This is a genomic window from Nocardia sp. NPDC060255 (genome assembly GCF_042727395.1).
GTDB lineage: Bacteria > Actinomycetota > Actinomycetes > Mycobacteriales > Mycobacteriaceae > Nocardia.
The window spans coordinates 133,513-159,156 of sequence record NZ_JBHXAU010000015.1 but is presented as its reverse complement, the minus strand read 5'-3'; the positions used below and the strand labels follow the sequence as shown (position 1 = coordinate 159,156).

At 65.9% G+C, this 25,644-nt stretch carries 27 protein-coding genes; 14 read left to right on the top strand and 13 right to left on the bottom strand.

Annotated features, from left to right (window positions below; all coding sequences use genetic code 11):
• Window position 1: 1 nt before the first annotated feature.
• Window positions 2-520 (bottom strand): NUDIX domain-containing protein, encoded by a 519-nt coding sequence (locus tag ACFWF1_RS26395; protein ID WP_379287762.1) that lies wholly within the window; start codon window positions 518-520, stop codon window positions 2-4.
• A gap of 255 nt (window positions 521-775) precedes the next feature.
• Between ACFWF1_RS26395 and ACFWF1_RS26390 the strand changes: the two genes are divergently transcribed.
• Window positions 776-1,480 carry a response regulator transcription factor gene (locus tag ACFWF1_RS26390; RefSeq protein ID WP_379287890.1) on the top strand — a complete coding sequence of 235 codons (705 nt, stop codon included), beginning with the start codon at window positions 776-778 and terminating at the stop codon, window positions 1,478-1,480.
• Window positions 1,458-2,978 (top strand): sensor histidine kinase, encoded by a 1,521-nt coding sequence (locus ACFWF1_RS26385; RefSeq protein ID WP_379287760.1) that lies wholly within the window; start codon window positions 1,458-1,460, stop codon window positions 2,976-2,978. Before ACFWF1_RS26390 ends, ACFWF1_RS26385 begins: the two co-directional genes overlap by 23 nt.
• A gap of 58 nt (window positions 2,979-3,036) precedes the next feature.
• Here the strand turns inward: ACFWF1_RS26385 and ACFWF1_RS26380 are convergent, their stop codons facing one another.
• Window positions 3,037-3,270 carry a hypothetical protein gene (locus ACFWF1_RS26380; protein WP_379287758.1) on the bottom strand — a complete coding sequence of 78 codons (234 nt, stop codon included), beginning with the start codon at window positions 3,268-3,270 and terminating at the stop codon, window positions 3,037-3,039.
• Between the two features lie 264 nt (window positions 3,271-3,534).
• On the opposite strand from ACFWF1_RS26380, the gene ACFWF1_RS26375 reads away from it, so the two are divergent.
• On the top strand, window positions 3,535-5,499 hold the full coding sequence (locus ACFWF1_RS26375) for an ArnT family glycosyltransferase (protein WP_379287889.1): 1,965 nt from the start codon (window positions 3,535-3,537) through the stop codon (window positions 5,497-5,499).
• Window positions 5,500-5,619: 120 nt separating this feature from the next.
• Complete coding sequence (locus ACFWF1_RS26370; RefSeq protein WP_379287756.1) at window positions 5,620-6,948, top strand: hypothetical protein; 1,329 nt, start codon at window positions 5,620-5,622, stop codon at window positions 6,946-6,948.
• Here the strand turns inward: ACFWF1_RS26370 and ACFWF1_RS26365 are convergent.
• On the bottom strand, window positions 6,920-8,500 hold the full coding sequence (locus ACFWF1_RS26365) for an adenylate/guanylate cyclase domain-containing protein (protein ID WP_379287754.1): 1,581 nt from the start codon (window positions 8,498-8,500) through the stop codon (window positions 6,920-6,922). The two genes, ACFWF1_RS26370 and ACFWF1_RS26365, sit on opposite strands and share 29 nt — an antisense overlap.
• Window positions 8,501-8,882: 382 nt before the next feature.
• On the opposite strand from ACFWF1_RS26365, the gene ACFWF1_RS26360 reads away from it, so the two are divergent.
• The 4 genes from ACFWF1_RS26360 to ACFWF1_RS26345 all read left to right on the top strand — a co-directional run bounded on the left by ACFWF1_RS26360 (window position 8,883) and on the right by ACFWF1_RS26345 (window position 11,824).
• Complete coding sequence (locus ACFWF1_RS26360) at window positions 8,883-9,263, top strand: hypothetical protein (RefSeq protein ID WP_379287752.1); 381 nt, start codon at window positions 8,883-8,885, stop codon at window positions 9,261-9,263.
• Window positions 9,264-9,300: 37 nt separating this feature from the next.
• Window positions 9,301-10,275: an EamA family transporter gene (locus tag ACFWF1_RS26355; protein ID WP_379287750.1), complete on the top strand. Its 975-nt coding sequence runs from the start codon at window positions 9,301-9,303 to the stop codon at window positions 10,273-10,275.
• A 182-nt stretch (window positions 10,276-10,457) separates the two neighbouring features.
• Window positions 10,458-11,216, top strand: a complete 759-nt coding sequence (locus ACFWF1_RS26350; RefSeq protein ID WP_379287749.1) for a DUF3137 domain-containing protein — start codon at window positions 10,458-10,460, stop codon at window positions 11,214-11,216.
• Window positions 11,213-11,824, top strand: coding sequence for a LemA family protein (locus ACFWF1_RS26345; protein WP_379287747.1), 612 nt, complete (start codon window positions 11,213-11,215; stop codon window positions 11,822-11,824). Before ACFWF1_RS26350 ends, ACFWF1_RS26345 begins: the two co-directional genes overlap by 4 nt.
• Before the next feature lie 29 nt (window positions 11,825-11,853).
• On the opposite strand, the gene aat is transcribed toward ACFWF1_RS26345, so the two are convergent.
• Complete coding sequence (aat, locus tag ACFWF1_RS26340) at window positions 11,854-12,591, bottom strand: leucyl/phenylalanyl-tRNA--protein transferase (RefSeq protein WP_379287745.1); 738 nt, start codon at window positions 12,589-12,591, stop codon at window positions 11,854-11,856.
• Between the two features lie 105 nt (window positions 12,592-12,696).
• Between aat and ACFWF1_RS26335 the strand changes: the two genes are divergently transcribed.
• Genes ACFWF1_RS26335 through ACFWF1_RS26325 form a run of 3 tightly spaced genes read left to right on the top strand, consistent with a single transcriptional unit; the run spans window position 12,697 to window position 16,242 of the window.
• On the top strand, window positions 12,697-14,046 hold the full coding sequence (locus ACFWF1_RS26335; RefSeq protein WP_379287743.1) for a M20/M25/M40 family metallo-hydrolase: 1,350 nt from the start codon (window positions 12,697-12,699) through the stop codon (window positions 14,044-14,046).
• Window positions 14,043-15,563 carry a YfcC family protein gene (locus ACFWF1_RS26330; protein WP_379287742.1) on the top strand — a complete coding sequence of 507 codons (1,521 nt, stop codon included), beginning with the start codon at window positions 14,043-14,045 and terminating at the stop codon, window positions 15,561-15,563. Before ACFWF1_RS26335 ends, ACFWF1_RS26330 begins: the two co-directional genes overlap by 4 nt.
• A 4-nt stretch (window positions 15,564-15,567) precedes the next feature.
• Window positions 15,568-16,242 (top strand): L,D-transpeptidase, encoded by a 675-nt coding sequence (locus tag ACFWF1_RS26325; protein WP_379287740.1) that lies wholly within the window; start codon window positions 15,568-15,570, stop codon window positions 16,240-16,242.
• A gap of 18 nt (window positions 16,243-16,260) precedes the next feature.
• Here ACFWF1_RS26325 and ACFWF1_RS26320 read toward each other — a convergent pair whose 3' ends face one another.
• The gene (locus ACFWF1_RS26320) at window positions 16,261-16,890 is read right to left on the bottom strand and encodes a DUF3558 domain-containing protein (protein WP_379287738.1); all 630 of its coding nucleotides are present in this window, start codon (window positions 16,888-16,890) and stop codon (window positions 16,261-16,263) included.
• 237 nt (window positions 16,891-17,127) lie between these two features.
• On the opposite strand from ACFWF1_RS26320, the gene ACFWF1_RS26315 reads away from it, so the two are divergent.
• Genes ACFWF1_RS26315 through ACFWF1_RS26305 form a run of 3 tightly spaced genes read left to right on the top strand, consistent with a single transcriptional unit; the run spans window position 17,128 to window position 19,694 of the window.
• A complete protein-coding gene (locus tag ACFWF1_RS26315) occupies window positions 17,128-17,976 on the top strand; it encodes a hypothetical protein (protein ID WP_379287736.1) in 849 nt (282 codons plus the stop codon).
• Window positions 17,977-17,994: 18 nt separating this feature from the next.
• A complete protein-coding gene (locus ACFWF1_RS26310; protein WP_379287734.1) occupies window positions 17,995-19,233 on the top strand; it encodes a hypothetical protein in 1,239 nt (412 codons plus the stop codon).
• Entirely contained in the window at window positions 19,230-19,694 is a 465-nt protein-coding gene (locus tag ACFWF1_RS26305; RefSeq protein WP_379287733.1) for a hypothetical protein, read from the top strand. The genes ACFWF1_RS26310 and ACFWF1_RS26305 overlap by 4 nt, the downstream gene beginning before the upstream one ends.
• A gap of 47 nt (window positions 19,695-19,741) precedes the next feature.
• Here the strand turns inward: ACFWF1_RS26305 and ACFWF1_RS26300 are convergent, their stop codons facing one another.
• From ACFWF1_RS26300 to ACFWF1_RS26265, 8 genes are all read right to left on the bottom strand, one after another.
• Window positions 19,742-20,287, bottom strand: coding sequence for an EF-hand domain-containing protein (locus ACFWF1_RS26300; protein WP_379287731.1), 546 nt, complete (start codon window positions 20,285-20,287; stop codon window positions 19,742-19,744).
• A 271-nt stretch (window positions 20,288-20,558) separates the two neighbouring features.
• Window positions 20,559-20,966: a nuclear transport factor 2 family protein gene (locus ACFWF1_RS26295; protein WP_379287730.1), complete on the bottom strand. Its 408-nt coding sequence runs from the start codon at window positions 20,964-20,966 to the stop codon at window positions 20,559-20,561.
• Between the two features lie 142 nt (window positions 20,967-21,108).
• A complete protein-coding gene (locus tag ACFWF1_RS26290; RefSeq protein ID WP_379287728.1) occupies window positions 21,109-22,503 on the bottom strand; it encodes a class I adenylate-forming enzyme family protein in 1,395 nt (464 codons plus the stop codon).
• A gap of 138 nt (window positions 22,504-22,641) precedes the next feature.
• Window positions 22,642-23,166, bottom strand: coding sequence for a hypothetical protein (locus tag ACFWF1_RS26285; RefSeq protein WP_379287726.1), 525 nt, complete (start codon window positions 23,164-23,166; stop codon window positions 22,642-22,644).
• A gap of 20 nt (window positions 23,167-23,186) precedes the next feature.
• Window positions 23,187-23,804 (bottom strand): hypothetical protein, encoded by a 618-nt coding sequence (locus tag ACFWF1_RS26280; protein ID WP_379287724.1) that lies wholly within the window; start codon window positions 23,802-23,804, stop codon window positions 23,187-23,189.
• Complete coding sequence (locus ACFWF1_RS26275) at window positions 23,801-24,403, bottom strand: hypothetical protein (protein WP_379287722.1); 603 nt, start codon at window positions 24,401-24,403, stop codon at window positions 23,801-23,803. The genes ACFWF1_RS26280 and ACFWF1_RS26275 overlap by 4 nt, the downstream gene beginning before the upstream one ends.
• 35 nt (window positions 24,404-24,438) lie before the next feature.
• Window positions 24,439-24,972 carry a hypothetical protein gene (locus ACFWF1_RS26270; protein WP_379287720.1) on the bottom strand — a complete coding sequence of 178 codons (534 nt, stop codon included), beginning with the start codon at window positions 24,970-24,972 and terminating at the stop codon, window positions 24,439-24,441.
• Window positions 24,973-24,978: 6 nt separating this feature from the next.
• Window positions 24,979-25,512, bottom strand: a complete 534-nt coding sequence (locus tag ACFWF1_RS26265; protein WP_379287718.1) for a hypothetical protein — start codon at window positions 25,510-25,512, stop codon at window positions 24,979-24,981.
• Window positions 25,513-25,644 lie beyond the last annotated feature (132 nt).

Genomic DNA, 25,644 nt, shown 5'->3' with positions numbered 1-25,644 from the left:
GTCAAGTGACTCGGCGGCCCTGCTCGCAATTCACGGTGACGCCCAGCCGAACTGCTTCGAGCGCTGCCTCGAGCCGGGCTGCCAACAACGGCTTCACCTTGCCGCGGGCTTCCTCGATCGCGTGGAAGTCCGCGGACAAGATCTCGGACTCGGCGAACACCATTGCGGCCACGTCGCCCTCGCTGAGCATTCCGCCGTCGAAGACGAAGACCACCCCTTCCGGGCGGGAATCCTGCGGACGTACATAATCGACCACCAGGAGCCGCCCAAGAGGCCGATCCCAGCCGATCTCCTCCCGCACTTCGCGTTTCGCCGCCGCCCAGGGAGCCTCATCCGCTTCCACCGCACCGCCAGGAATCTCGAAGTTCGGCTTGTAAGATGGCTGCACTAACAGCACCCGGTTCGTGCTGTCTCGAAACAACACCCCGGCCGCCATCCGCTTGCGCGCCAAGCCCGCCACATACTGCTCAACAGGCAACACTCCAGCGGCTGACGGAGGCGAGGAATTCGATGTCGTCACCAACCGCACCTTAGCCAGTCCGCGATCAGCTCTCGGCGGAATCTCCGTACACCAGCGTCGGGGTGGACTCGCCGTCGGTTTTGGGTGGCCCGAGGCGAGGGTGCGCCGGTGCCGGTGTTGCGATGTGCGGGAGCTCCGTAACCGCCTGACGCTCACACGAACCGCACAGCTGGGACACAGCGGGGGCGTAGCTGGTCGGTTCACGATGGGGGGATGCCGCCGACGACTGCTACCAGCCCGACCGAGCGGATCGCTATGCGCCGGGCGGACGGTAGTTCGGTTCAGGTGCTGGTGGTTGATGACGAGCCGATGTTGGCGGAGATGTTGTCGATGGCGCTGCGGTATGAGGGGTGGGAGGTCAGTTCGGCGAGTGACGGGCGCAGTGCGGTGATCATCGGGCGCGAGACTCGTCCGGATGTGGTGGTGCTTGATGTGATGCTGCCGGATATGACGGGACTCGAGGTGCTTGCGAAGTTGCGGGAGCGGATGCCGCAACTGCCGGTGCTGTTGCTTACGGCGAAGGACGCCGTGGAGGATCGCATCGCCGGGTTGACCGCCGGCGGCGACGATTACGTCACCAAGCCGTTCAGCATCGAAGAGCTGATCTTGCGGTTGCGCGCGCTGCTGCGGCGCACGGGGGTGAGCGCGCCGGACAGCGGCGCTCGGATCGTGGTCGGCGATCTGGTGCTGGATGAGGACACCTATGAGGTGCTGCGGGGCGGCGAGCCGATCACGTTGACCTCCACCGAATTCGAGTTGTTGCGCTTGTTCGTGCACAACCCGAGACGGGTGCTGAGCAAGTCGCTGATCCTGGATCGCGTGTGGAGCTACGACTTCGGCGGCCGCTCCAACATCGTCGAGCTGTACGTGTCGTATCTGCGCAAGAAGATCGACAGCGGGCGGGCACCGATGATCCACACCCTGCGCGGTTCCGGATATGTCCTCAAGCCCGCGGACTGAGCCGCGGCGCCGGTGGTCACCGCGCCGCTGGTCGCTGCGTGCGCGCCTGCTGGTCGGGCAGTCGCTGCTGCTCGCGACCGTGGTCGTCGGCATCGGCGCCGCGACAGTGTTTGCGCTGCAACAGTTTCTGGTGCACCAGCTGGACGCAGAGTTGGTCATCGCGCAGAATCACTCGGTCGGCGGCGCGGGTGGTGGGCCCAGTCTCGGCGTCCCGCCCGGCGGCGTCCGGTCGCCACCGCCTGATGGACCGGCGAATCCAGGTCCAGGTCCGGACTTCCTGGACCGGCGCGGCATCCAGCCGGATGCGATCGGCGCGGCCGTCGACCACGGAACCGTCACCGCCGCAGGGAAAATCGGCTCGGACGGCACGGAGTCCGTGCTGTCGGATGCCGCACGCCAGCAGCTCGCCACGGTCGTCGCGGACGGCAAGCCGAGATCGCTGAGCATCGACGGACAGGGCCACTATCGCGTGGTCGCGGACCCGACCTGGCGGGGCACGACCGTGGTCACCGCACTTCCGCTGGCCTCGGTCGACGCGACCCTGGCGTGGGTGGTGGGCATTCTGCTGGCAGCTATCGCGACCGCTGTGCTGATCGCGATCACCGCGGGCATCTGGCTCATTCGCCGCGCACTCCTGCCCTTGGACCGCGTCGCGGCCACCGCGTCCCAGGTGGCCGATCTGCAGTTGGATCGCGGGGAAGTGACACTGCCGGTACGGGTTTCGATCGACGCCGAGCCGCGGACCGAAGTCGGTCAGCTCGGCGCGGCGGTCAACCGGATGCTCGAGCACATCGCCGGGGCGCTGTCGGCGCGGCACGACAGCGAGACCCGCGTGCGCCAATTCCTGGCCGACGCCAGTCACGAACTGCGCACCCCGCTCGCCGCCATCCGCGGCTATACCGAACTGGCACAACGTGATCGGCGCGAACCGCCCGGCGAGATCGATGCGCTGAGCCGGGTCGACGCGGCCGCGCACCGGATGAGCGCACTGGTCGAGGACATGTTTCTGCTGGCCCGCCTGGACTCAGGACGTCCGCTGGAACACGAGCCGGTCGACCTGTCCCGGCTCACCATCGACGCGGTAAGCGACGCGCACATAGCGGGCCCGGACCATCGCTGGGATCTCGACCTGCCCGATGAGCCGGTGCTGATCACCGGCGACGCGGTGCGACTGCATCAGGTAATCGGCAATCTGCTTGCCAACGCGCGCACGCACACCGGCGCAGGCACCGTCGTCACCGTCTCGCTGGCACGCGACGGCTCCGGCGCACAGTGGCGGGTGCGTGACAACGGCCCAGGGATCCCGGCGGCCCTGCAACCGGCGATCTTCGAGCGCTTCACGCGCGGCGATTCGTCCCGCTCGCGGCGGGCCGGGAGCACCGGGCTCGGCCTGGCGATCGCCGACGCGGTAATCAAAGCCCACGGTGGCGAGCTCGCGGTGGTCAGCGTCCCCGGCGATACTGTGTTCACCGTCCGCCTGCCCGGTGATGTTTCCTAGCCGAATAGGTGAAAGTCCCTACGTCCGAAGGACATAGGGACTTTCACCGGTTCGAGGATCAGGGCAGCGGGATCCATTGACCGAAGAGCCAGAAGCCATGGCCGGCAGGCTGCGGGCTCGGACCTGGCTGCGGGCCGGGCTGCGAACCAGGGCCCGGATGCTGGTCCTGCCCGTGGCCCGGCTGCTGATCGTGGCCGGGATCAGCGCTCGCCACACCGGCGCCGATGCCGAGCACGCCGATGGCCAGACCTGTGGCCAGCGCGGTCTTCGCCAGCTTCGACTTGATTCTCATACGGGTTCCTCCTCGTGTCGGATCTCGGCTTCGAGACCGCCGGCCCACCGGGCCGACACGGCAATCGTCGAGGCCCGATGTTTGCCCGAGATGGGGCGAAGCTATGCGTCAGCTATGAACGGCTGCGAGGGTCGGGCGTCGCCTCCGGTGCACAGGGAACGCACAGCTCACGCAAAGATCCGACCCACACCGCCCGACGACGATCGTGAGATGTCTACTGCTACCTCGAGACCGCACACGGCGTTCGATGCTGTGCCGTCCGTAATGCACGGCTCGGCCGACGATGAATCGCGAGTGACCCGGCTGTTGTACGGCTCGCCTGCGCAGCCGAGATGGGCGCGCCCCGGGCTGTGGCTGCTGCTGGCGGTGACGTCCGTTCTGTATCTGTGGGGGTTGAGCCGATCCGGTTGGGCCAACGACTTCTACGCGGCCGCGGTGCAGGCGGGCACGCAGAGCTGGAAGGCCCTGCTGTTCGGTTCGCTGGACGCGGGCAATGCCATCACCGTCGACAAGCCGCCCGCGTCGCTGTGGGTGATGGGCTTGTCCGGCAGGGTTTTTGGCTTCAGCTCGTTCTCGATGCTGTTGCCGCAGGCGTTGATGGGAGTGGCTTCAGTCGGGTTGCTGTACGGCGCGGTGCGGCGGTGGAGTGGTCCGGCCGCCGGGTTGCTCGCCGGTGTGGTGCTGGCGCTGACTCCTGTTGCGGCGCTGATGTTTCGGTTCAACAATCCGGATGCGCTGCTGGTGCTGCTGCTTGTCGCGGCGGCGTATTGCACGGTCCGCGCGACCGAGAACGGTAGTGGGCGTTGGCTTGCGCTGGCGGGTGTCGCGGTCGGGTTGGGGTTCTTGACCAAGATGTTGCAGGCGTTCCTGGTGCTGCCCGCGTTCGGGCTGGTTTTCCTAGTGGCGGCTCCGATCAGTCTGTGGCGTCGGATCGGAAAGCTGCTCGGAGCCGTTGTCGCACTGGTGGTTTCGGGTGGCTGGTTTGTCGTTCTGGTGAGTCTGTGGCCCAGTGATTCCCGCCCCTTTATCGGCGGTTCGACCGACAACAGCCTGCTCGATCTCGCCCTCGGTTACAACGGGCTGGGCCGGGTGCTCGGTGGTTCGGGCAACGGTGGTGGTGGCGGAGGTGGCGGCACCGCATTCGGGGGAAGTACCGGAATCACCCGCCTGTTCGGTGCCTCGATGGGCACCGAGATCTCCTGGCTTCTGCCTGCGGCACTGATCGGTCTGGTGGCAGGATTGTGGTTCACCCGCCGCAGTCCCCGGGTCGGGCGCGGTCGTGCGGCCCTGTTGCTGTGGGGCGGTTGGCTTTTCGTGACAGGTATCGTGTTCAGCTTCATGCAGGGCACGATTCATCCGTACTACACCGTCGCCCTCGCGCCTGCCATCGCCGCGCTAGTGGGGATCACGGTGGTCGAGTTGTGGCGCGGCAAGCAGTCGATGCTTACCCGCCTCGTGCTCGGCGTTATGTCCGTGACTACTGGTGTGTGGAATTTCGTTCTGCTGGACCGCACTCCTGACTGGTATCCGGCGCTGCGCTGGATCGTGCTGATCGGCTCGGCAGTGGTAGCCGCGATCGTCGTGTTCGGTGCGCACCGACTGGGCAGGTTCACGGCCGCCGTCGCGCTCGCTGGAATGTTGTTCGGACTGGCGGGCCAGACCGCCTACGCGCTCGATACCGTGGCGACGCCACACACCGGCTCCATTCCGAGTTCCGGCCCGGTCGCAGACGGCGGATTCGGCGGCGGGCCAGGTGCAGGAGGCCCAGGTGGGGGAGGCCCAGGTGAGGGAGGGCCAGGCGAAACGCCGGCGACAACGTCCGACGCCGAGACCACCGATCGGGCAGGCGATCACGACGGCGGTGGGCCGGGCAGCTCGGTCTCGAACAACAACACGGCGTTGCAGGAACTGCTGAAGAACTCCACCGGTCGCTGGGCCGCAGCAACTATCGGTGCACACACCGCAGGTAGCCTCGAACTCGCCACCGGCACATCGATCATGGCGATCGGCGGATTCACCGGCAGTGACAACTCGCCGACCCTGGCACAGTTCCAGCAGTACGTCGCGAACGGCGCCCTCGAGTACTTCATCGCCGACGACGCCGCGGGACACGGTCCGGACCACGAATCCGAGGGCAGCTCAAGCGAAATCACCGCCTGGGTGAAAACTAATTTCACTGCCATCACAGTTGGTGACAGCACGGTTTACGACCTCACTCAATCGAGGTGATACAGAGCGGGCCGCCCTTCCGATACAGAGTTGACCGCAGGGTTGCCCGACCGGATGCTATGTCCGGCCGGGCAGCTCGGCATCGCTGTAGCTGCTGCGGCAACTCGAGGGAGATTTACGATGGCGTACCGACTGGGCGACATAGATTGTGTCAGTGCGCGGGGGCATTCCGCGCTGGGTGGGACCTTGGCGATACAGGCGGTCTGGCGCTACGACCGTCCGGTGGATATGGCCGGACTTACGGACTTTCACGCCGCGTTGCAGGACGGCAGGTTGGGGCGGGTGGTCGCGGCCGCGACGATTCCGGCCGCGGGTGACCGGTGGAGTGCGCGAGCCGAATTCGGTCCGGTCGAGGTGACCGAGGCGCCCATTCCGCGTGGTGAGCTGGAGACGTGGATCGCCGAGCAAGGCCGTGCGGAATTGCGGACCTTCGGCGGTCCGGCGTGGCGGTTGGCCGTGACCGCCTGCGATAACGGTGAAAGCGCCGTTTCACTGTTGGCTTCGCACACTATCGCCGATGGTCGCGCCTTCTGCGACGCGATTGTGGAGGCGGTCGCGGGAAAGTCCTTCGACCTGGACTATAGGTCGGATGAATTCGGGCGAATGCGTTTGCTGTCCGGTGATTTTCGCGATGCCGCGCGTCGCGGCCGAGTGCTGGTGCAGGCCGTCGGCCTGGCGGTGCAGATGATGGTTGCCAAGCGCGGCGAAGCCAAAGGAAGTACCGAGGAAGACCCGAACTTCCATCTGCCGTCGGTCGACGCGACGGTTCCGGCGGCACTGTGGCATGCGGCCGCCCGCACTCGCGGCGGCTCCGCAACCACGCTGGCGGTCGCGGTGACCGCGGCCATCGCCACCGAGATCGGTCGCACCGACGACCAGGGCCGGGCCAGGATGATGATGCCGGTGAGCACCCGCACCGAGGCGGATCGTCGCGCGAATGCCTTGTCCTCCATTGATTTCGAGGTGGACCTCCGGGACGGAATGCTCACCGACTTGGCACCGTTGCGCGCGCTGATGAAGGAGAAGTTGCGTGCGGCCGTGGGACAGCCTGCCCCACCGTTGATTCCGCTCGCAATAGCGCTACCGCGCCGGTTGTTCGCGGTGCTGGTGCGCAAGGTCGCCGCTGACGCGACCGTCTCGGTGTGTTCCAATCTCGGCGAAATCGACCCGGCGATGCTGCGCGTCGACGGCGGCCCGGCCTCGACGATCAGGCTCGGCCTGGTGAATCAGAGCCTCGGCTCGCGCACCGTCGTGACCGAACGCGGCGGCAATCTGTACGTGTCGCTCTTCGAATCCGGTGGGGAAATGACGTTGCGCGTCAACGGGTTTCACGCCCCGAAGCTGGTCGACGCCGAGCAGCTCACCGAACTGGTCCAGCGGGTACTCGCCGAGTACGAGCTCCCGGCAACTCTCGAGCAGCTCAGGCCCGCGCCCCCGTCGGGTCGTTGACCGGGACGGGAGCGAAGGTCTTGGTCGGTGTGGAGCGGCCGCGCAGCATCAGCGTGTTGTGCGGCTGCCACCACTGGGCCTCGTCGGCCGCATCGGCGATCGTGTCGTAGGCGACCAGGATCCGCTCGGGCACCAACTTGGCTTGTTCGGTGAGGCGGGCGGCCACGTTCACCGGGTCGCCGATCACGGTGTACTCGTAGCGATGCTCGGCGCCGATATTGCCCGCCACGACAACACCGCTCGACACTCCGATCGCGGCGTCGAGTTCGGGATAATGCTCGGCGAGCGCGGCCAGTGCGGTCCGCAGCGATCGTGCGGCGCGCAGGACCGCGGCGGCGTGCCCGATGGTGTTGTCGGGTGGGCCGAATACGCACAGTGCGGCATCGCCCTCGAACTTGTTCACCCAACCGCCCTCGGCACCGACGCAGCCCACGACTGCCGCGAACATGTCGTTGAGCATCGTCACCATCGCTTCCGGCGCCAGCCGCTCGGCCAGCGCGGTCGACCCGATCAAGTCGACGAACAACACGCTGGCCGGGCGCCGCTCGCCGCCGACGCGCACGTCGCCGGTCAGCGCGAAGCGGGCGACCTCGGTGCCGACATGACGGCCGAACAGGTCATGCAACCGTTCCCGTTCGCGCATGCCCTCGACCATGTGGTTGAACCCGGCCTGGAGTTGGCCCACCTCGCCGCCGTAATCGACCGGGATCTGCGCGGTCAGGTCGCCGTTTTGCACCCGTCGTTGCGCGGCCTGCAAGCCGATCACCGGCTCGACCAGCGACCAGGCCATCGCGGCGGTGAAGGCGAGACCCGCGACGACGCTCAACGCGGCGAGCACGGACAGCGACACCGGTAACCAGGTTCGCTCCGCGGGCGTCAGGCCGAGCGCCGCGGTGCCGAGCAGCACCACGGGCACGGCGCCGCTGAGTAACCAGGACAGGATCAGCCGCCCGCGCAGTCCGAGCACGGCACCGGCCGGCGGTGCCTCGCCGTCCAGGACGATGCGCAGCACCGGCCGGGCGACCCGTTCCAGCAGCAGATACGACAGGGCACCGCTGGTCAGGCCGCCGAGCGCGATGATGATGCCGACCCGCATCGTGTACAGCACCGGATACTGCAGCACCGCGTGCACGACCGCGATCAGGATCGCCCCGAGGAACCAGCCGCCGAACTCGTCGATCGCCTCGGCCGAGGGGAAGCCCAGCGTCAGCGACCGTTCTTCAGCGGTCGGCGCCCGCCGCTGGCGCACCCAGCCGAACGCCCGATCGGCACGACGCTCGCCCCGGCGGATACCGATGAGCACCGCGAGGGTGAAGTACACCAACCCGAACGTGCTGACCACGACGGCGTCATGCCGGAAATGCGAATGCCCGCCGCTCCACGGAATGCTGAGCACGGCCAGCTGCACGGCGATCAGGATGAACCCGACACCGTTCGCGGCGATCGCCGCCCGCCGTCCGGTATGCCGCTCGAACGCCACCGCGACCGCGTCCCACAGATTGTCGTCGAATGGCAGGTTGTGCCGTGCGAGGTCGGCTTGATCGTCGATCATGAGGAACCCTTCCAGGCCGTCATGGAGAACGCTCAGCACCGCGTGCTGATCAAACCGTACGACATGTGACCACCGGCCGTCCCTGTGACCTGCGGCATCAGGTACACAGCCCGGTCAAGCGCGCGATCAGCCCGGGTCGCGGCAGTTCAGTGTGTTCTCACTGAGTCGCAGTCGGCCGGTGGAGTACGGCTGGGTGGGCGTCGCGAGCGCGTAATCGATAGTGGTGCAGGTGGGCTGGACCTGCGCGGTGGCATCGGAGCCACACAAGGCAGCCCCTATAAATGGTGCTCCCAGCAGTGCGCTCCGATCGATAAGCTCTGGGGCGGTCTACGTTCGCTGTGCCTCGAAAGGACTCTGCATGCTCCGATCGCACAAATCTGCGATGTCGATGATGGGTGCGATGGTGGCCACACTGGTGCTGACCGCGCCCGCCGCGTCCGCCGAGATCACAGCCTTCGAGGTGACGGCGCCCTGGGATCCGGGAGTCTTCGTCGCGGGCTGCACCTACATCGCGCGAGTGACGACCGAGCCCGGCGCCTACCTCAGTTTCTACGACAGCCAGGACGGCGAGTTCGATCCGCCGAGCGCGAGCGAGGCCAGCGTCGACGGTGGCGTTCTCGCCACGTGGACGCCGCACGCCGCTGGTTCGCACCTGCTGCGCGCCGTCCAGGTCGGCGGCGGTGAGCGGACCATCCGGATCGAGGTCGGTTCCGGCGGGACCGAGAACTGCGCCGGGGTCGGCATAATGCGGACGGATCACTAATAGCACTGGCTCCCAATCTATTTCGAATCGTGTGGGTATGACCGAAACTCCCCGGACGCTGCTGACTCAGGGGTTTCTGCCCCTGACCGGCTTCGCGTTGCTCACTGCGGCACTCGACGTCTTCGCGGGCAACCAGTTTCAGGCGCACGACCCGGCGACGGTCGCGGCGATCTCGTTCACCCTCGCCGCCGTGTTCTTCCTCGGCGGCGACCTGATCCGGCGCGGCCCGGCGGCGGCGCTGCGTCCGCTGCGGGACAACCGCTACGACGTGATCATGATCAACGTGACGACCGCCGTGACCTGGCTGTCGATGCTGTACGCGCTGAAGTTCCTCGAACCGGCGATCGTGAACGTGGTGGGGCTCGCGCTCGGCCCACTGCTGACCGTGCTGGTCAGCCCCGTGCTGCGGCCCGGGACGAAGGTGCTGCGCACCGAGGTCGTCATCTCGCTGTTCATCGGCGTGATGATCGCGCTGCTGGTCTGGGGCTCGTTCACCGGACGCAGCGCAGTCGGCGAACGGTCCACTATGGACACCGCCATCGGTATCGCGCTCACGCTGCTCACCGGGCTGGGCTCGGTGACGAACGTGATCTACTCCAAGCGGCTGAGCGAGGCGAACCTGAAGCCGCAGTCGGTGCTGGCGGTGCGGTTCTTCCTGATGCTGGCTGTGACCTGGACGCTGGTCGCGATCAACGAACATCCGGGCGTGCGGGCGGCGTTCCTCCCGTCGCTGATGATCGCGGTGGTCGGCGTCGCGGTGCCGCTGTACCTGTTGCAGGTCGGCATCAAACACACCGAGCCGATCACCGCGTCGATCCTGCTGACGCTCTCGCCGCTGTTCGCGTTCTTCCTGCAACTGCCCGACCAGCGGCTCACCCCGTCGACGAGCACCTTCGCCGGCGTGGTGGGGATCGTCGCGCTCGTCGCGATCAGCACGGTGGCACGGACCAAGCACGACGCGAAGGTCGCGGCGCAAACCTCGAAGGAAGCAGACGTTTGCCGAGTTGTCTGACCCGGTAACCGTATTGGGCCTGGGACTCGACCATCAGCCGTTCATAAGGACATCGCAAGTCTCGTGAAGATCATTGAGGCATCCGCGCCCGCGGTGTGACACGAGGAGAAGCAGTGGGTGGCATGGCCGATGATCAGAGTGCGAGGGGTCCGATCTGGGCGCGGCCTCGCTTTCTCAACACGTTGACGTTCATTACGTTCGTGGTGCTGGTAATCGTGCAGGGCATCTGGTGGCGCGATCACGGGAGACCGATCTCGTGGATACTGTTGCCCGCAACGCCGTTTCTGGCCTTCCTGCCCTCGGGGCTGATCGTCAAGGCGTTCCGGAAACGGTGGACCGCGCGATGGGCCGAGCAACACGGGTTCAGCTATCAACGTGCGGCCGGCTGGGCGGTACCGGAGTGGAACTTCCCGCCGTTCACCATCCGCCGGGCGCGGCGCATGCGGGTTCGGGACGCTATGGAAGGCAGCGTCGGCGCCTACCCGGCGAGCTTCTTCCATCTCACCTGGCTCAACAACAACAAAATCAACGTGAGCACCCACTACCGGAATGTTTTCGTTCTGGAACTTCCCACGGCACTGCCCCGGTTGACGATGGGCCCGAACTTCGACACCACCGCCGGCACCCGGGTGGAGTTCGAATCCGCCGACTTCAACGACAAATTCGCGGTGTACTGCTCGAATCCGGCTTTCGCGCATGCGGTTTTCACCCCGCGTACCATCGACCGGCTGATCGGCCTCGGCCGACGCGAACCAGCGGTGCTGCTGACCAAATTCGAGATCGCCGGGAATCGCTTGGTCGGCGTGACCACGCTCGGCAATCGTCCCTGGGAGATCGCCGCGGTCTTCGACTCGATGCGGGTAATCGCTGAAGGCATCCCGCGGTTTGTGTGGTCCGACGGGACTGCGACAGCGACCGCTTCGGAAAGGAATGTGGCATGAGCAGCACCGTCGGTATCCTCGTAGCCCTGGCGGGAACGGTGATCGTGATCCTCTGGTACTTCGCGGTATACAACGATTTTGTGCGGTTGCGGAACCTGGTGGCCGAATCTTGGCAGCAGGTCGGCGTCGAACTGCAACGCCGCCACGACCTGGTGCCGAATCTGGTCGCAACGGTCGAGCAGGCGGCGGCCTTCGAAGGTGGAAGTTTGACAGCGTTAGTCGAGGCACGCAATCGCGCACACGTCGCCGGCACGTCGGCACCCTCTCAGGGACACCGGGCCACAGACGTCTCGGAGGTTGCGACCGCGGAAAACGCGCTCACCACGGCATTGGGCAGCTTGCGGGCACTCGCCGAGCAGTACCCCACCATGGGCACCGTGCGAAACTACCAAGCGTTGCAAAACGACCTGGCCGATATCGAAGACCGCATCGCCGCGGCGCGGCGGTTATACAACGGCAATGTGCGGGCATTGAACACAAAGATCCAATCCGTGCCCGCCGCCGTCATCGCTTCTGCCCACCATGTTTCACCCGCCGAATACTTCGAGATCAGCGACCCCGAAGTAGCGAAGGTAACCGACGTCCGCCGACTGTTCGGCGCCTCATGAACACCAGCCGGCTGTTTCTGCCGGATCGTTCACGCCGGTAAGTGGTTGGGGGAGTTGGGGACTGGGATCTCGAACTGCCAGGGGCCGGGGAGGCCGGGGCGGGCGGTGGATCGGGTGTGTAGATGCAGATAGTCGGTGCGGGGGAGGTCGATGGCGCCGAGTGAGGTGAGGTGACTGGAGGCGACCTGGCAGTCGATGAGGGCGAAATCCCAGGCGGCCAGCTGGGTACAGAGCCAATACAGCGCGACCTTGGAGGTGTCGCGGGCGCGGGAGAACATGGACTCGCCGGCGAAGGAGCGGCCGCAGGCGACGCCGTAGAGGCCGCCGACAAGGTCGCCGTCGCGCCATACCTCGACTGAGTGCGCGTGACCGAGTTGGTGTAGGCGCAGGTAGGCGGCCAGCATGTCGGCGCCGATCCAGGTTCCGGTCTCCTTGGCACGCGGTCCGGCGCAATTCGACATCACCTCGGCGAAGGCACGATCCATCGTCACCGCGTAGTCGGCGTTGCTGACAGATCGGCGATAGGACTTGCTCACCCGCAGGTCGGTCGGCACCAGAATGGTCCGCGGGTCCGGGCAATACCAATGGATCATTTCGCCGGGGTCGTACCAGGGAAAGATGCCCGCGGAATAGGCGCCCAGCAGCCGCTCTGGCGATAGATCCCCGCCCAACGCGACCAGTCCGGACGGATCCGCGAGCTCGACAGATGGGAAAGGCTGGTCTGGATCAACCAGATACATCCGCATCAGGTCGCTAGCGTCGGTCACCGGACAGACATTACCGACCTGAGCGAACCGCCTCTTCGGTCTCTGTTGGGTAAACATCGCCGAGGCTTTGCTGAAGCGGGGGTGATGAGTGGTTCCATGTGCGGCATGAACCAGCGCGGTGACCTGCGTGTGATCGTCGGTGATCTGCTGCCGGAGCTCACGGATGTGCTCAAAGAGTTGATTTCGATCCCGTCCATCGCTTTTCCCGACTATCCCGCCGAGAACGTGCAGCGCGCGCATGATCGTGTTGCCGATGAGTTGCGAAAATCCGGGGTCGATGACATTCGGGTGCTGCGGCTGCCCGATACCGCTCCGGTCGTCTACGGGCGCATCCCAGCCCCGCCGGGCGCGCCGACTGTGCTGCTGTACGGGCATTACGACGTCCAGCCGTCGGGTGACGAAAAGCTTTGGGATACAACGCCGTTCACGCCGGTCGAGCGGGACGGGGCGATCTATGGGCGTGGTGCCGCCGACTGTAAGGCGAACGTGGTCGCGCATATCGGCGCACTTCGGGCGCACGGTGGCAAGCCGCCGGTTGGGATCATCGTTGTCATCGAAGGGCAGGAGGAATATGGGTCGGCGTTCGACGACTATCCGGCCGAGCAACCTGACCTGTTTCAGGCCGACGCCCTGCTGATCTGTGATGCGGGCAATATTCGCGCGGGGACCCCGACGCTGACCACCGCGCTGCGCGGCGTCGCCGATGTGTTCGTCGAGGTTCGCACGCTCGACGCTCCGGTCCATTCCGGTCAATTCGGCGGTGCTGCGCCGGACGCATTGCTCGCGTTGATGGCCGCGCTGACGACCTTGCACGACGCCGACGGCAACGTCGCCGTCGAGGGCTTGCGTCGTGACACGTGGACCGGCGCGAACTACACCGACGCGGAATTCGCCGAAATCACCGGCATGGCACCGGGAATGCCGCTGCTCGGCACCGGCCCGATCGGAGAGCGGATCTGGTACGGGCCCGCGATCACGGTGATCGGCCTCGACGCGCCGCCGGTGAAATCTGCTGCGTCCGCGGTTGTTCCGCATGCGCGGGCTTATCTCAATGTGCGCGTTCATCCGGAACAGGACCCGGCCGAAGGGCAGCGGGCTGTGATCGAACACCTGCGTAAGGTCAAGCCTTTCGGTATCGAACTCGAGGTCACCGGCGGTGACGTCGGGCGCGGGTTCGCCGCCGCGACAACCGGTCCGGCCTATACGGCAATGCGTGCGGCGATGAAGAAAGCGTGGGGTGCCGACGCGGTCGACTCCGCGATGGGCGGCTCCATTCCGCTCACGAACGCGTTGGCCGCGGCCAATCCGGATGCCGAGGTGCTGCTGCTCGGTGCCGAGGACGCCAAGTGCAACCTGCACGGGTTCAACGAGCGGGTGCTGCTGAGTGAGATCGAGAACGTCGCGCTCGCCGAAGCCGAATTCTTCACCCTCTTCGCCGCCGGGTTTCGCCGATGAGCAACGCTGAAACAGCAACGGCTGCACCAGAATCCGAGCCTTCGCGCAAGAAGTGGTTCTTTCCCTCGACCTACACGATCCTCGCCGGTGTCGCGCTGCTGGTTTGGCTCGCGGCATTCATCATTCCGCCTGGCACCTACAGCACCGACGACAAGGGCCGCCCGATCGCCGGGACCTACCATCGCGTCGAGGACGCCAAGAACTTCGGCGCGCGGCTGCGTGACCTGTTCCTCTCACCGATCAACGGGCTCTACGGAATTCAGGACACCAAGACCGGACAGGTGGGTCCCGACCTGTCCGGCAACCTCTACGGCGCGGCGGCGGTATTCCTGTTCGTGCTGGCGGTCGGCGCGTTCATCACCGTCGCCTTCGCCACCGGCGCGCTCGACAGCGGTATCGGGCAGCTGGCCTATCGGCTGCGCAGCCGGTCCGCGCTGCTGATCGTCGGCGTCATGGTGGTGTTCGCGATCGCGGGCACGGTGGAGGGATTCGCGGAGGAAACCCTCGGCTTCTACGCGCTATTGGTGCCGTTGACCTTGGCGCTCGGCTACGACCGGATGACGGCGGTCGGCGCGATCATCTGCGGGGCGGGCATCGGCATGCTGTGTTCGACCGTCAACCCGTTCGCGACCGGCACCGCGTCCTCGGCCGCCGGTGTGCCCATCGGCGACGGCATTCTGCTGCGCATCGCCATGCTGGTGGTGCTCACCGCGGTGACCGTCGGATACGTGCTCTGGTACGCGCGACGAGTCCAGCGTGATCCCGAAAAGTCTTGGTCGGGTTGGCAACCCGGTGATCGCGACGTGCGCGCCGAGGATCACGCGCCGGACCCGATGACCCGCAGGCAGGCCGCGGTGCTCTGGCTGGTCGCGCTCACCTTCGCGTTCATGATCTTCGCGATCATTCCGTGGGCCGAGGTGATCAACGGACCCGAGGCCGCGCGGTTCGGGTGGGAATTGGATTGGTACTTCCCCGAACTCACCGCGCTGTTCCTGGTCGGCGCGGTGCTGATCGGGCTCGTCGGCGGGCTGGGGGAGAACAAGATGTCCGAGGCGATCGGAAAGGGCTTCGGCGACTTTGTCGGTGCGGGCATCGTGATCGTGCTGGCTCGTGGCGTGACCGTCATCATGAACAACAGCGAAATCACCAGCACTGCACTGCATGCGCTGGAAGGCGTGGTGACCGGCACCTCGTCGGCGCTGTTCGCGGTCGCGGTGTTTCTGGTGAATATCCCACTGGGCTTCCTGATTCCGTCCAGTTCCGGCCACGCCACCCTCGTCATGCCGATCATGGCGCCGCTGGCCGATTTCGCGAATGTGCCGCGCTCCCTGGTGGTTACCGCATGGCAGTCGGCGTCCGGCTGGGCCAACCTGGTCACCCCGACCACGGCGGTGGTCACCGGCGGTATTGCCCTGGCGAAGGTGCGCTACGACCGTTACGCGCGGTTCGTTGTCCCACTGATGGGCATCCTGTTCGTGCTGGTCTGCGCGTTCCTCGCCGTCGGCGCCTGGATCTGACGCCATGACCGCCACCCAGTGCGTCATCGGGCTGCTGGTCTCGGGCGTCGTCGCGGCCACGAGTTCGGTATGTGGCGGCCCCGATCTCACGCCGGTGCTGCGCGCTCTTCCGGCGGCCACCGGCCAGGCGGTGATCGTGCACGCGCCCACCGCCGCAACCACTTACGCGACCGTGGAAACATTCGAAAAACTCGACGGCGCTTGGCATCCCGCGTTCCCCGCGATGGTAGCCAGAATCGGCGAACAAGGCTTCAGCGACCACCACCGGGAGTCGGTGCCGTCGACACCGTCCGGCGTGTACGGCTTCGGAGACACCATGTACGGCAACGCCCCAGATCCAGGGACGCGCTACCCGTATCATCAGCTCACCGAAGGTGATTGGTGGAACGGGAACCCATCGACCGTCGGCTACAACACCTTCCAGCACGGTACCGATCCCGGCGGCGCGAGCGAGGCGTTGTGGCAGGTCACTCCGGCATACGACTACCTCGCGTTCATCGCCTACAACGTGCCGGCCGTCCCCGGCGCGGGCAGCGCGATCTTCCTGCACGTCAACGGATCCGGCGACACCTCCGGCTGCGTCACCCTCGCCCGAACCGACCTGCTCCGCGTCCTGCGCTGGCTGGACCCGACCCGTTCGCCGCGCATCGTGCTCGGTCCCGACAACGAACTGGCGTGAATCAGATGGACCCGCCCCTCAGCCGTCCAATGCCGACGCGATGACGGTCGCTATCTCTCGAATCTGGCTGCACGCCTCGGGAACCGGGACGGGTGCGGGCGGAACGGTCAGCGAGATCAGCAGGGTGCCGTCCGGTGCTTCGACGGCGGCGTCGCAGGTGGGAATGGCCGCCGGCGATCGGTAGACAACGGCGGGTCGACCATTGATCGGATCGGTGCCGATCACCTGGTTCCGCTTGCTGTCGCCGAACTCCGCGACCTTGTCGGTGTTCGTCGTAATGGAGAGGGATCCGGTGAATGCCTCGACCCCGTCGACCAGCGCAACCCTGCGGAAAGTACAGCCGATATGGGTCAACGTCGTCATGGACGTCACTTCGGCGACATACCGTTCGCGACTCCCCGGATCGAATCCGACTCGATCGATGAGCGAATCGCGCACCCGGAAACACGGATCGAACGCGACGAGCCGCGGCACGACCTGATCGGCGGCGGGCGGGACCGCCACCTTGATCCCAGGCACCGGCTGGGCCGCAGGCGTCGAAGACGCCGGACTCGCCACCGCGGTGGTGGGCGTTGCGGCGCTCTGCTCAGCGGAGGAACAAGCGGCAAGCGCACCAATGGTGCTCAGGAGCCCCAACCCGGTCGCCACGGTCCGCGTACAACGGCTGAGCCGCGATGACCTGCCCGCTGTCGATGAACTCTGTCGCTGGATCACGTTCGGATCGCCCCCCTATCGTGCCGGGCAGCTACCCGGTCGATGAATCGTCGGCCGCTCGCTCGCGTCGGCACGATGCTGACCCGACTGTATCGGGAGCGGGGACATACGCCGGGGGCGGCCTCGACGGCGATGTTATCGTTGCCAACGATTTGCAGTAGGAGGGGAACTTTGGGGTGGGATCAGTGGCATCGCGTCGGCCCGTTCCTGCGCGATCTCGTTCGCCGCGGTCCGGTGAGCTGGCGAATTCGGCTGGTGCGCATTGTCCTGGCGGTCGGCTTCGCCGCGGGCTTCGTGGTGTACGTCACGCAGACCGGGAATCCGAATCTGGACAATCAGGACTCGGTGGCGAGCACAGCGTCCGCGTGGCGACCCCCACCACGCAACGCAGGCCCGGTCGAGCCGGCCCTGCCGCCGGGATTTCCATACCTGGAATTTCCGCCGTCGATGACTCCCGCGCCGAACGGAATGCCCCAGCCCGTGCCGACTCGATACGGGCTCACTTATGCGGTGCCGTCCGGGACCGACTGGCTGGCGAGCAACGAGACGGTACTCGGCTATGTCGACGAGTCCGGGCAGGCAACGATCGCCACCTATGCGGCGGTGAGCAGGTACCGAGTCGGCTATTGCCCGGAGATCGACACCTCGAAGCTTGCCTATGTCGGCGTCACCGGACGCAACGGTATCGACGTCGGGTCGGCCGCGCGGCAAGAGATCGACAAGGCCGCGCGGTTGTTCAGCGACGCCAAGGCCGGGGGACGGCCGGCGGTCGAGATTCGCGGACCAATCGAGTTCGAGATCAGCGGCAGGCCTGCCGTGCGCTACACCGCCGCGATCTCCAGCATCCCGAAGCGAGCATCGTGCGAGCCCGACTCGGCGGAGTTCGACGTCATCGCCACACCGGGCTACGCGAGCGCGGAAGTGGCGGTCTTCGTCGTGGAACGTCACATCGACCTGAAGAACGCATTGAAGCAGGAAGACATCGATTCGATCGTGCGGTCGATACGCAAAACCGGCTAGGGGATAGGGCGGAGATACATGGGTGAACAGTTCGAGGCGACACCGTCGGAAATCGCCGGACTGAGCAAATTGATGACCGACATCGGCAAAGACGCGTGGCATGCGTCCGAGTTCATCCAGAAGGAAGGGCCGCCTGCGGAGTGGGTCAGCGCGATCATCATCGATGACCTGCTCGATCCGTTGAAGTCCTTCGCGGAGCTGACCCGGCAGCGCATGCTGAGCATCGGCACGGTGACCGCCGACACCGCCCTCGAACTGAACAACGCGGCGTGGCTTTACCACGACAAAGACCGGCAGACCTATGAGGCGCTGAACCGGCACAAAACCAATCTGCTGGCCACCGGCGATCAGTCGGTACCGGTCTACTCCGACAAGGAGGCGGTCGGCGCGACGAGTCCCTACGAATCGGCCGCGCAGTATCCGAAGCCGCAGGAGGTGAAACTCGATGCGCCGTCCGGCAACAAAGAGGAACTGATCGCACTGATCGGCGATGTGGCGCCGCCGCTCGGCGCCGTCAACGACACCGTGAAACGCCTTACCAAGAGCGTCGGCCGGGAGTACGACCCGCTCGGTGAGGCGCTCAAGCCAATTCCCGGAAACTGGACCGAGATTCGGCGGATCGGTGAGGCGTACAAGATCGCCGGCGAGGCGATGGAGAACTGCGGGAAGAATCTCGAATCGGGCGTCAAACGCCTCGACCCGCATTGGAACGGCAAGGCCGCGCTGTCGTTCAACGACTGGGCGAGCAAGCAGATCGCGGCGATGCAGTGGGAGGGTCCGACCGGGCGGATCCTCGGCGAGGCGCTCGGCAAGGTCTCCGACGAGATCCGCGACGCGGTCCGCTCAGTGCTGAAATGGCTCTGGGAACTGCTCGAGAGTCAAGTCAAGATCGACGGCATCACGGATGTCTTCAAGTTTGCTTTCAAGAAGATTCCGGTGGTGGGTTGGACCGCCCAAATCACCGAACTGGCCATCAAATTGGCGAAAATCGTGAGCGACGCGCTGACCCTGGTGGATAAGATCCAGAAGCTCGTCGACGCGACCAAGAAGTTCCTCGAGGTCATCAAGGATCCGGTGAAGGCCGCGCAGGACAAGGGGAATCAGAAGTTCGAGGAGCTGGTCGAGCCGTTCGCCAAGGGCGTCAAGGCCGCCGACATCCTGAACGATGCGCGCAAAGCAGCCGACCTCAGCCAGACCAACAACCGGCCCACCGACTACGACGTGGGCGCCGGCACGCAGCCATGGGACAACGCATGAGGCCGCTACACGGGTCCGGCCCCGACCCGAACGCCGATCCGGCGGTCGAGGCCGCCTACCGCGGCTTGATGGACGCGGTGGACGATCTGCGGACGGCGCGGATTCGGCTGGACAACTTCGATCTGCAAGCGTTTCTGGACGAGCCGACCGAGATCGACGAAGAATTCATGCGACTGCTGGCGGCGCGACCGGGGGCATCGCCGGAACTTGTCGCCTATGCGATCCGGGTGCAGAACGGTGAGTGCCGATGGTCGGACATCGAGGCGCTCGCACGGCCGTTGCCGCCTGAGCTCGAGGAGTTGCGGACCTCGGACCGGTTCATTTGGAAGTGGTCCCCGGAAATCCCGGTAACGCAGCCAGATTCGCATATTTCCGCACGCGCTGATCCGTCGATTGTCGGCCCATCCGACTGGCCCGACGATTTCGACGACTACCCCGGCGGGAAGTCCTGGCTCGTCTGACGTTTCCGGCCCCGGCAGGGTTACTGCCGGGGCCGGAAGTGAAACTGTCAGTGGGGTGGTCCCAAAAGCCAGTTGCCGGGCGCGTTTTCGTCGTCGCTGAGGTAGAACTCGGTGATAGCGGTTCGGAATTCGTCGTAGCTGAGGGATCCGTCGCCGTCGCGGTCCAGGCGGCGGAAGGCGTCGCTGGAGTGGGCCGGGTCGACACCGAGGCTGTCGTACATGCGGACGTACTCGTCGAAGCTGAGCGTGCCGTCGTTGTTGGTGTCGACGATGCGCATGAAGGCGTCGGCTATGGCGAGTACCGCGGTTTCGAAGTTTTCCGGGGTGGTGACGCTGGACTGCATGACGGTGATGAATTCTTGGCGGTCGAGCTTTCCGTCGCCGTCACTGTCACCACCGGCCAGCAGTAGGCTCCACCATTTGTCGAAGGCATCGTGTAGTGCCTTCGCGTTTTCCGGGGCGTCACCGCCGGGTAGCGCGGTGAAGAGGATGGCCATCTGGTGGAAGTCGGATTCGGAGAGGTAGCCATCTTGGCCTTGGTCGAACCAGTCGAAGAGGGTGTTGAACTTCTGATTCTTCGCAGAATCTGCCATGGAACTGTCCTTCTCGCTGACCGAGATCTGTCGGTCGTGGATCGTCAGGTTTGTAGCAGCGGGGCCGGACCCGGGCGGGCGCGAACTCCCGTTGTGGGGCCCGGATTGTCGGAAATCGGGCCCCACCGAAGAACAACTCCCATTGTCGCTTGAATCGACTGTGCTGGTGGTGTTTTCACGCGGCGATCCGGCCGCTGGTCATAATCCGAACGCTCGCAACAGATATCGGTATCGGCGTCGGAATGTCACCTTCGCCTAGTGCGGCGCGCTGTCAGGCCGGTTGGAAGGTGGCCTCGACTTGGGCGGTGTCTTCGGTGCCGCGGAAGTAGACGATATGGTCGTCGTGGAGGGTGAATTGGTGGTGCAGGTTCATGGTTACCTGGCGGTGGGTGGCGCGGTTGGTGGCGTGGAAATGGACGACGGTGAGGACGTCGGAGTCGGTGACGGCGTAGCGGACGGGGGTGAAGTCGGTGATCTCCAATGTTTCGGCGAGTTGCTGGAGATAGGACGAGACGGCGTCTTTGCCGTGGCGGACGCCGTACCAGGGGGCCACGGTGGAGGTGGTTTCGCTGGCCCAGTCGATGTCGTCGCCGAGGGTGGCCAGGACGCCCGGTATGTCACCCTGGACGAAGGCGGCATAGAGGGTCTGGACCGTCTTGATGTGGGACTCCGCGCTCACGGTGTGCTCCTTTGTCGAGGCCGAAACTGCCACGCGGCGTTGGTTTTACGCCACGGATCAGTTGATTCCTGATCAGTGTGGCCGTCGAACGGTGAGCTGGTCTATGCAACTTTTGGTGTGGCCACAGTCGTGGTCCGCCGCGTTAGATCGCGCGCATCGCCTGCTGGTCGGGCTTGCCTTGCTCGGTCAGCGGGACGTGATCGGCGAGGGTGACGGTGAGGGGTACGCCGAGCGCGGTGGATGCGTCGGCGGCCAGTTTCGCTGGATCAACGGTGGCTCCAGGTTCGGGCACGACGACGGCGCAAAACCCTTCTGCGCCAGGGAAAGCCGATGTGAGACGGACCTCGGGGCATTGGTAGAGCAGGTTTTCGACCTGGGCGGGGAAGATGCCGTCGATCATGTCGCGGCGTCGGCCGAGGATGTGCAGGTAGCCGTTGTCGTCGAGGAAGCCGACGTCGCCGGTGGCGAGCCAGCCGTCGGCGATGGTCGCGTCGAGGTCGGCGCGGCGCCAGTAGCCGACGGCGACGCCCGGCCCGGCGACGGCGATATCGCCGGAAGTTCCGTTCGTGTTGGTGAAGCGTATCCGGCTGTTGGGCAACGGTTTTCCGGCGGTGTCAGCTAGTTCGCGGGTGTATTCGGCGGGTTCGAGGATGGCGATGAGCCCGGTTTCGCTGCTGCCGTAGCCGTGGCAGAGGATCGGGCCCAGTCGATTCAGCGCGATGCGGCGGGCGGCGGCGGGTGCGGACGCGCCAAGGTGGAATAGGCGCCGCATGCTGGATATGTCGTGCGCGGCCAGATCGGGATGTGTTGCGAGAGCGAATAGTTGGGGTTCGACGAGGAAGAGGTTCGTGATGCGATGTTGTTCGATCGCGGTGAGGATGACGGCGGGGTCGAAGGGCGTGGGGGAGTCCAGCAGGACGACCTGGCCGCCCGCCACCAGTGCGCTGTCGACGAGGGTCTGTGCCAGGTAGGCGAGCGGCGTGACGACCAGCAGGCGTGGTCGCGGTTCGCTCGCCGTGCCGACGAATGAGCTGTGGTCGGCGTAGGTGTGGCAGCTACCCTTCGGGGTGCCGGTGGTGCCGCCGCTGAACACGATGAAGCACAGATCGTCGGGCGAGGCCTGGCCGTGGATCGGTGTGCCGGGCATGGAGTCCGCGAGGGCGAGCAGATCGAGGCAGCCGGGGGCCGGGCCGAGACTGTAGGCGCCTGCCCTGGCGAAGCGCGGCGCGGTGACCAGCAGGTCCGCTGCGGTGAACGAGACGAGTTCGTCGGTCGCGTGGGTCGGAAAGACCGCACTGCACGCCCCGAGCAGGTGAGTTGCCATGCGCACCGCGACGACCTCGGGATTGTTCGCGGCATGGATCGCCACGAGGCGACCGGCGGCCACTCCGGCGGCACGCAGGGCACCGGCCAGCCGATAGACGAGGTCGGCCAGCTCGGCCCCGGTCAGCGTGCGCTCGTTGTGGATGAGGGCGACGTCGTCTCGCCCGGCCAGTGACTCGACCGCGCGATCTGCTTGGGACCGGAATCCGTCCATCGAGAGCTCCTCCGCGTCGGAACCTTATTCGTACCGTACCGACCGGTCTGAAACATGATTCCGGCGGCCGGTCGGCGCGTCGCGGCCTACCTCGCCGAGTGCGGGTTCTGGTCAACGGCTCGAGTCACGAATGGACTGCTAGCCACCAACTTTCGGCAGCAACAGGGCAATCCGAAGCTTCGAATCGATGGTTGCGCTGAGGCTGAGCGTCTGGTCCAGCCGCTGCCCGAGCAGCTGCGCATGCGCGTCGGCCTGCCCTAGTGTGTCGCCGATCCGCGCCGCCTGATCGGCCGCCTTGTCGGCCTGGTCACCGGCCGCGCCACCGACCTGGATGATGCCGGCGAGCGGCGCATCGACCGACGTCAGCGCCGCCGCCAAGGCTTGGAGTTGGTCGGCGAGGGTGCCGAGGGTGTGGTCGGCGCGGGTGAGGGAATCGATCACGCCGACCACCTCGGGCATGCTCTGGTTGATCGCGGCGTCGGCCGGACCGAGATTCGCCACGCCCTGGACCGCGTCATCGGTGGTGTGATCGATGGTTTTCGCCTGCGCGACACCATCTTTGAAGAGGTCGTTGGTGATGCTCAGGTCTCGCGTCAGGATCAGAATTCCGACGAGCGCCGAGAAGGTAAACGACAGGGCGAGTGCCCAGGACAGACGGAGCATGGGAATCTCTCTCGCGGAGGTCAATTCGGCCCGGCCCCGTTGACCAGCGGGCCGATGATGGCCAGCAAGGGGCCGAACTCCGAGACGTGGCCGGCTTCTTCCTGGATGGTGGCCAGAGTGGCCGCGAGCGTGGTGGCTTTCGTGCCGAGGGAGCCGAGGGTGATCTGGATGGTCAGCAGCCCGTGATGGACCGACTCCAGTTGTGTCGTCACCGAACCCACCGAGGTCGACAGGGCGGCGACGGTCGGTCCGGCTTGATCGACCCGACCGGCAACGTGATTCAGGAGATCGGGCAGCGGCCCGGCGATCGAGACCATCGTCGAGGTGGATTTGCCGACGCCGATCGCGAGTCCGGAGAACTCCCCGGCCTTGTCGGTCAGCTGCTGCAGGTCACTCGCGAGTGGTACGAAAGTCTGTGCACCAGCGGCGAGTTGGGCGTGTTTGGGCGTGAGTGACGCGGTGAGCGTGTCGAATTGTCCTGCGGAGTCGATGAGTTCATTGCTCAGGGCAGACGGTCGGCCCAGCGGATCGCTGACATCGCGTGGCGCGGGCAGGAAGCCGTTGACGAGGGCGAGGATCACGGCCGGTGCGACGCCGAACAGCAACACGGTCAACAGGAACACCCGCCCGGTGATCATCGGGCACCTCCGGGTGCCGGAATGAACCCGCCTTGCTCGGGTATCGGCGCGAGTTTGCGGGCGGTGCGGCCCAATTCGGCGTTCAACTGGTCGACCAGGCCGATCGCCGCCGTCAGCTGGTCGTTGACTGCGGTCACCGTCGAGTTCGCGTCCGCCGCGATGCGATGGATCGATGCTGCGGCACCTTGTAGAGTCTGCGCGATCGTCTGCAGTTGGTTCGCGATGCTCGCGTCGTCCTGCCCTGCGGTGAGCAGTGACCGCATGTCGGGCAGCACGTCGGCGAGCTGGTTCGCATCGGCGGCAGCGGCCGTATTCAGCTCGGTGAGTACGGTTTTGAGCTGTTCGATCTGCCGCCGGGCGGTTGCCGGTGCGGTGAGATCGGCCCGTTCGGTGAAGTAGCTATTGGTGTCGTGGAAGTTGCGCACAATGGTGCGGGAGCTGTGCTGGACGTCGAGTCCCTTCTGAATGGACACCAGGACCAGCGCGAGCAGCACCGCGGCCAGGACGGCGGCGAGACGGCCCACCCATTCGGTCGCGACGGAGTAGTCACCGGGCGCGGGCAGCGCGGTGGTGTCGAGTAGGTGTATGTCGTTGGGCATCATCAGGTTTCCAATCGACGGTCGGGTCCGGGACTTCAGCCGGGCAGCGGAAGCATCCGATTGATGGTTTGTGCCGCGGCCACCGAGGCCTGCAGATCGCCGACCAGTCCCCGCAGGACGGCGAGCAGCTGCTTGCCCTGATCGCCGAATCCTTCGGCCGACGAGACGAGCGGCACGATGGTGTTCTGTACCTCGCCGAGAATGTCGTGGATATCGGTCAGCTGCGCCTTCGTGTGCTGCGCCCCATCGGCGCTCGAGCCCAATTGCCTTGCGGCGGGCGTGATCACGTTGTGCAGCCGGGCGAGTAGCGGGCCGAGCGCGGTCGTGGCGTCGAGCGCGCTCTGCGCGGTATGGGTCAGCTCGGTGAGTTGCCGCAGCTGGCCGGTCAGCTTGTCGTTGACGTCGACGACGCGCTGGGAGGCACCGATGCTGGTCTCGTTGACGCGCTGTTGATGGTCGAGCCGGATATTCAGAGTGGTCATGACGAAGATGAGCAGGCCGAGCACGCCGACGGTCACGATCGACAGCACCAGCCGGGCCGGGCCGCCGGGTCGTCCGAAGAAGATCACTGGCTCCTACTTTCCGCCGAGATCAGCGGCGGCGCTCGCCGCGGCCACCCGCGCGCGATGAACGGAATCCGCGGTGCCGCGGGCATTGTCGAGGATGGCGGCCAGGGTGGCGCGGTTGCCGGCCAGTGCGGTCGTCGCACCGTCCGACGGTCCGCGCAGACCGGTGATCTCGGCGGTCAGCGTGTTCAGCGCCGCGACCAGGACGGTGACGTTCGTCCCCGCGTGCTCGAGGATGCCCTGGAGATCGTTGGTGATCTGCGCTATCAACGAGTCGAGCTGCGCGGCGACCACCGCATCGACGCCGAGCACGCTTGTCAACGCCCGGTGTGCGTTGTCCAACGGCTCGAGCGCCGCCACCGTCGCCTGCTCATGATCGACGATCTCGTGCAGCGCCGGGTTGTAATGGTGCGCCGACACCACCGCGCGATCGAGCCGATAGGGCGTGGCGACGAGGTCGTACACGCGCGGACCGAGATAGCCGAGCACAACGAGAATCGACGCCGTGGCCACGGAAATCCTGGCAGCGTTGAGAACTGTCATAAGTGCGCCTCCGGTGAGTAATGGTGGAATAGAGCTACTTTCGGTTCAGTCCTTTACTCCTCTCGTCTATTCGGCGGGGTCTTGCAAAGATCCAACTATGCGCAGATTATCCGCAGGCGCACCGACCGCGAG

Bases quoted from the DNA above. Each gene is read 5' to 3' on its own strand.
- ACFWF1_RS26380 (WP_379287758.1), bottom strand. From the start codon at position 3,270: ATGAGAATCAAGTCGAAGCTGGCGAAGACCGCGCTGGCCACAGGTCTG.
- ACFWF1_RS26385 (WP_379287760.1), top strand. From the start codon at position 1,458: ATGTCCTCAAGCCCGCGGACTGAGCCGCGGCGCCGGTGGTCACCGCGC.
- ACFWF1_RS26365 (WP_379287754.1), bottom strand. From the start codon at position 8,500: ATGATCGACGATCAAGCCGACCTCGCACGGCACAACCTGCCATTCGAC.
- ACFWF1_RS26325 (WP_379287740.1), top strand. From the start codon at position 15,568: ATGACCGCCACCCAGTGCGTCATCGGGCTGCTGGTCTCGGGCGTCGTC.
- ACFWF1_RS26290 (WP_379287728.1), bottom strand. From the start codon at position 22,503: ATGGACGGATTCCGGTCCCAAGCAGATCGCGCGGTCGAGTCACTGGCC.
- ACFWF1_RS26280 (WP_379287724.1), bottom strand. From the start codon at position 23,804: ATGATCACCGGGCGGGTGTTCCTGTTGACCGTGTTGCTGTTCGGCGTC.
- ACFWF1_RS26360 (WP_379287752.1), top strand. From the start codon at position 8,883: ATGTCGATGATGGGTGCGATGGTGGCCACACTGGTGCTGACCGCGCCC.
- ACFWF1_RS26300 (WP_379287731.1), bottom strand. From the start codon at position 20,287: ATGGCAGATTCTGCGAAGAATCAGAAGTTCAACACCCTCTTCGACTGG.
- ACFWF1_RS26330 (WP_379287742.1), top strand. From the start codon at position 14,043: ATGAGCAACGCTGAAACAGCAACGGCTGCACCAGAATCCGAGCCTTCG.
- ACFWF1_RS26345 (WP_379287747.1), top strand. From the start codon at position 11,213: ATGAGCAGCACCGTCGGTATCCTCGTAGCCCTGGCGGGAACGGTGATC.
- ACFWF1_RS26310 (WP_379287734.1), top strand. From the start codon at position 17,995: ATGGGTGAACAGTTCGAGGCGACACCGTCGGAAATCGCCGGACTGAGC.
- ACFWF1_RS26355 (WP_379287750.1), top strand. From the start codon at position 9,301: ATGACCGAAACTCCCCGGACGCTGCTGACTCAGGGGTTTCTGCCCCTG.
- ACFWF1_RS26370 (WP_379287756.1), top strand. From the start codon at position 5,620: ATGGCGTACCGACTGGGCGACATAGATTGTGTCAGTGCGCGGGGGCAT.
- ACFWF1_RS26305 (WP_379287733.1), top strand. From the start codon at position 19,230: ATGAGGCCGCTACACGGGTCCGGCCCCGACCCGAACGCCGATCCGGCG.
- ACFWF1_RS26390 (WP_379287890.1), top strand. From the start codon at position 776: ATGCGCCGGGCGGACGGTAGTTCGGTTCAGGTGCTGGTGGTTGATGAC.
- ACFWF1_RS26285 (WP_379287726.1), bottom strand. From the start codon at position 23,166: ATGCTCCGTCTGTCCTGGGCACTCGCCCTGTCGTTTACCTTCTCGGCG.
- ACFWF1_RS26275 (WP_379287722.1), bottom strand. From the start codon at position 24,403: ATGCCCAACGACATACACCTACTCGACACCACCGCGCTGCCCGCGCCC.
- ACFWF1_RS26375 (WP_379287889.1), top strand. From the start codon at position 3,535: ATGCACGGCTCGGCCGACGATGAATCGCGAGTGACCCGGCTGTTGTAC.
- ACFWF1_RS26265 (WP_379287718.1), bottom strand. From the start codon at position 25,512: ATGACAGTTCTCAACGCTGCCAGGATTTCCGTGGCCACGGCGTCGATT.
- ACFWF1_RS26335 (WP_379287743.1), top strand. From the start codon at position 12,697: ATGAACCAGCGCGGTGACCTGCGTGTGATCGTCGGTGATCTGCTGCCG.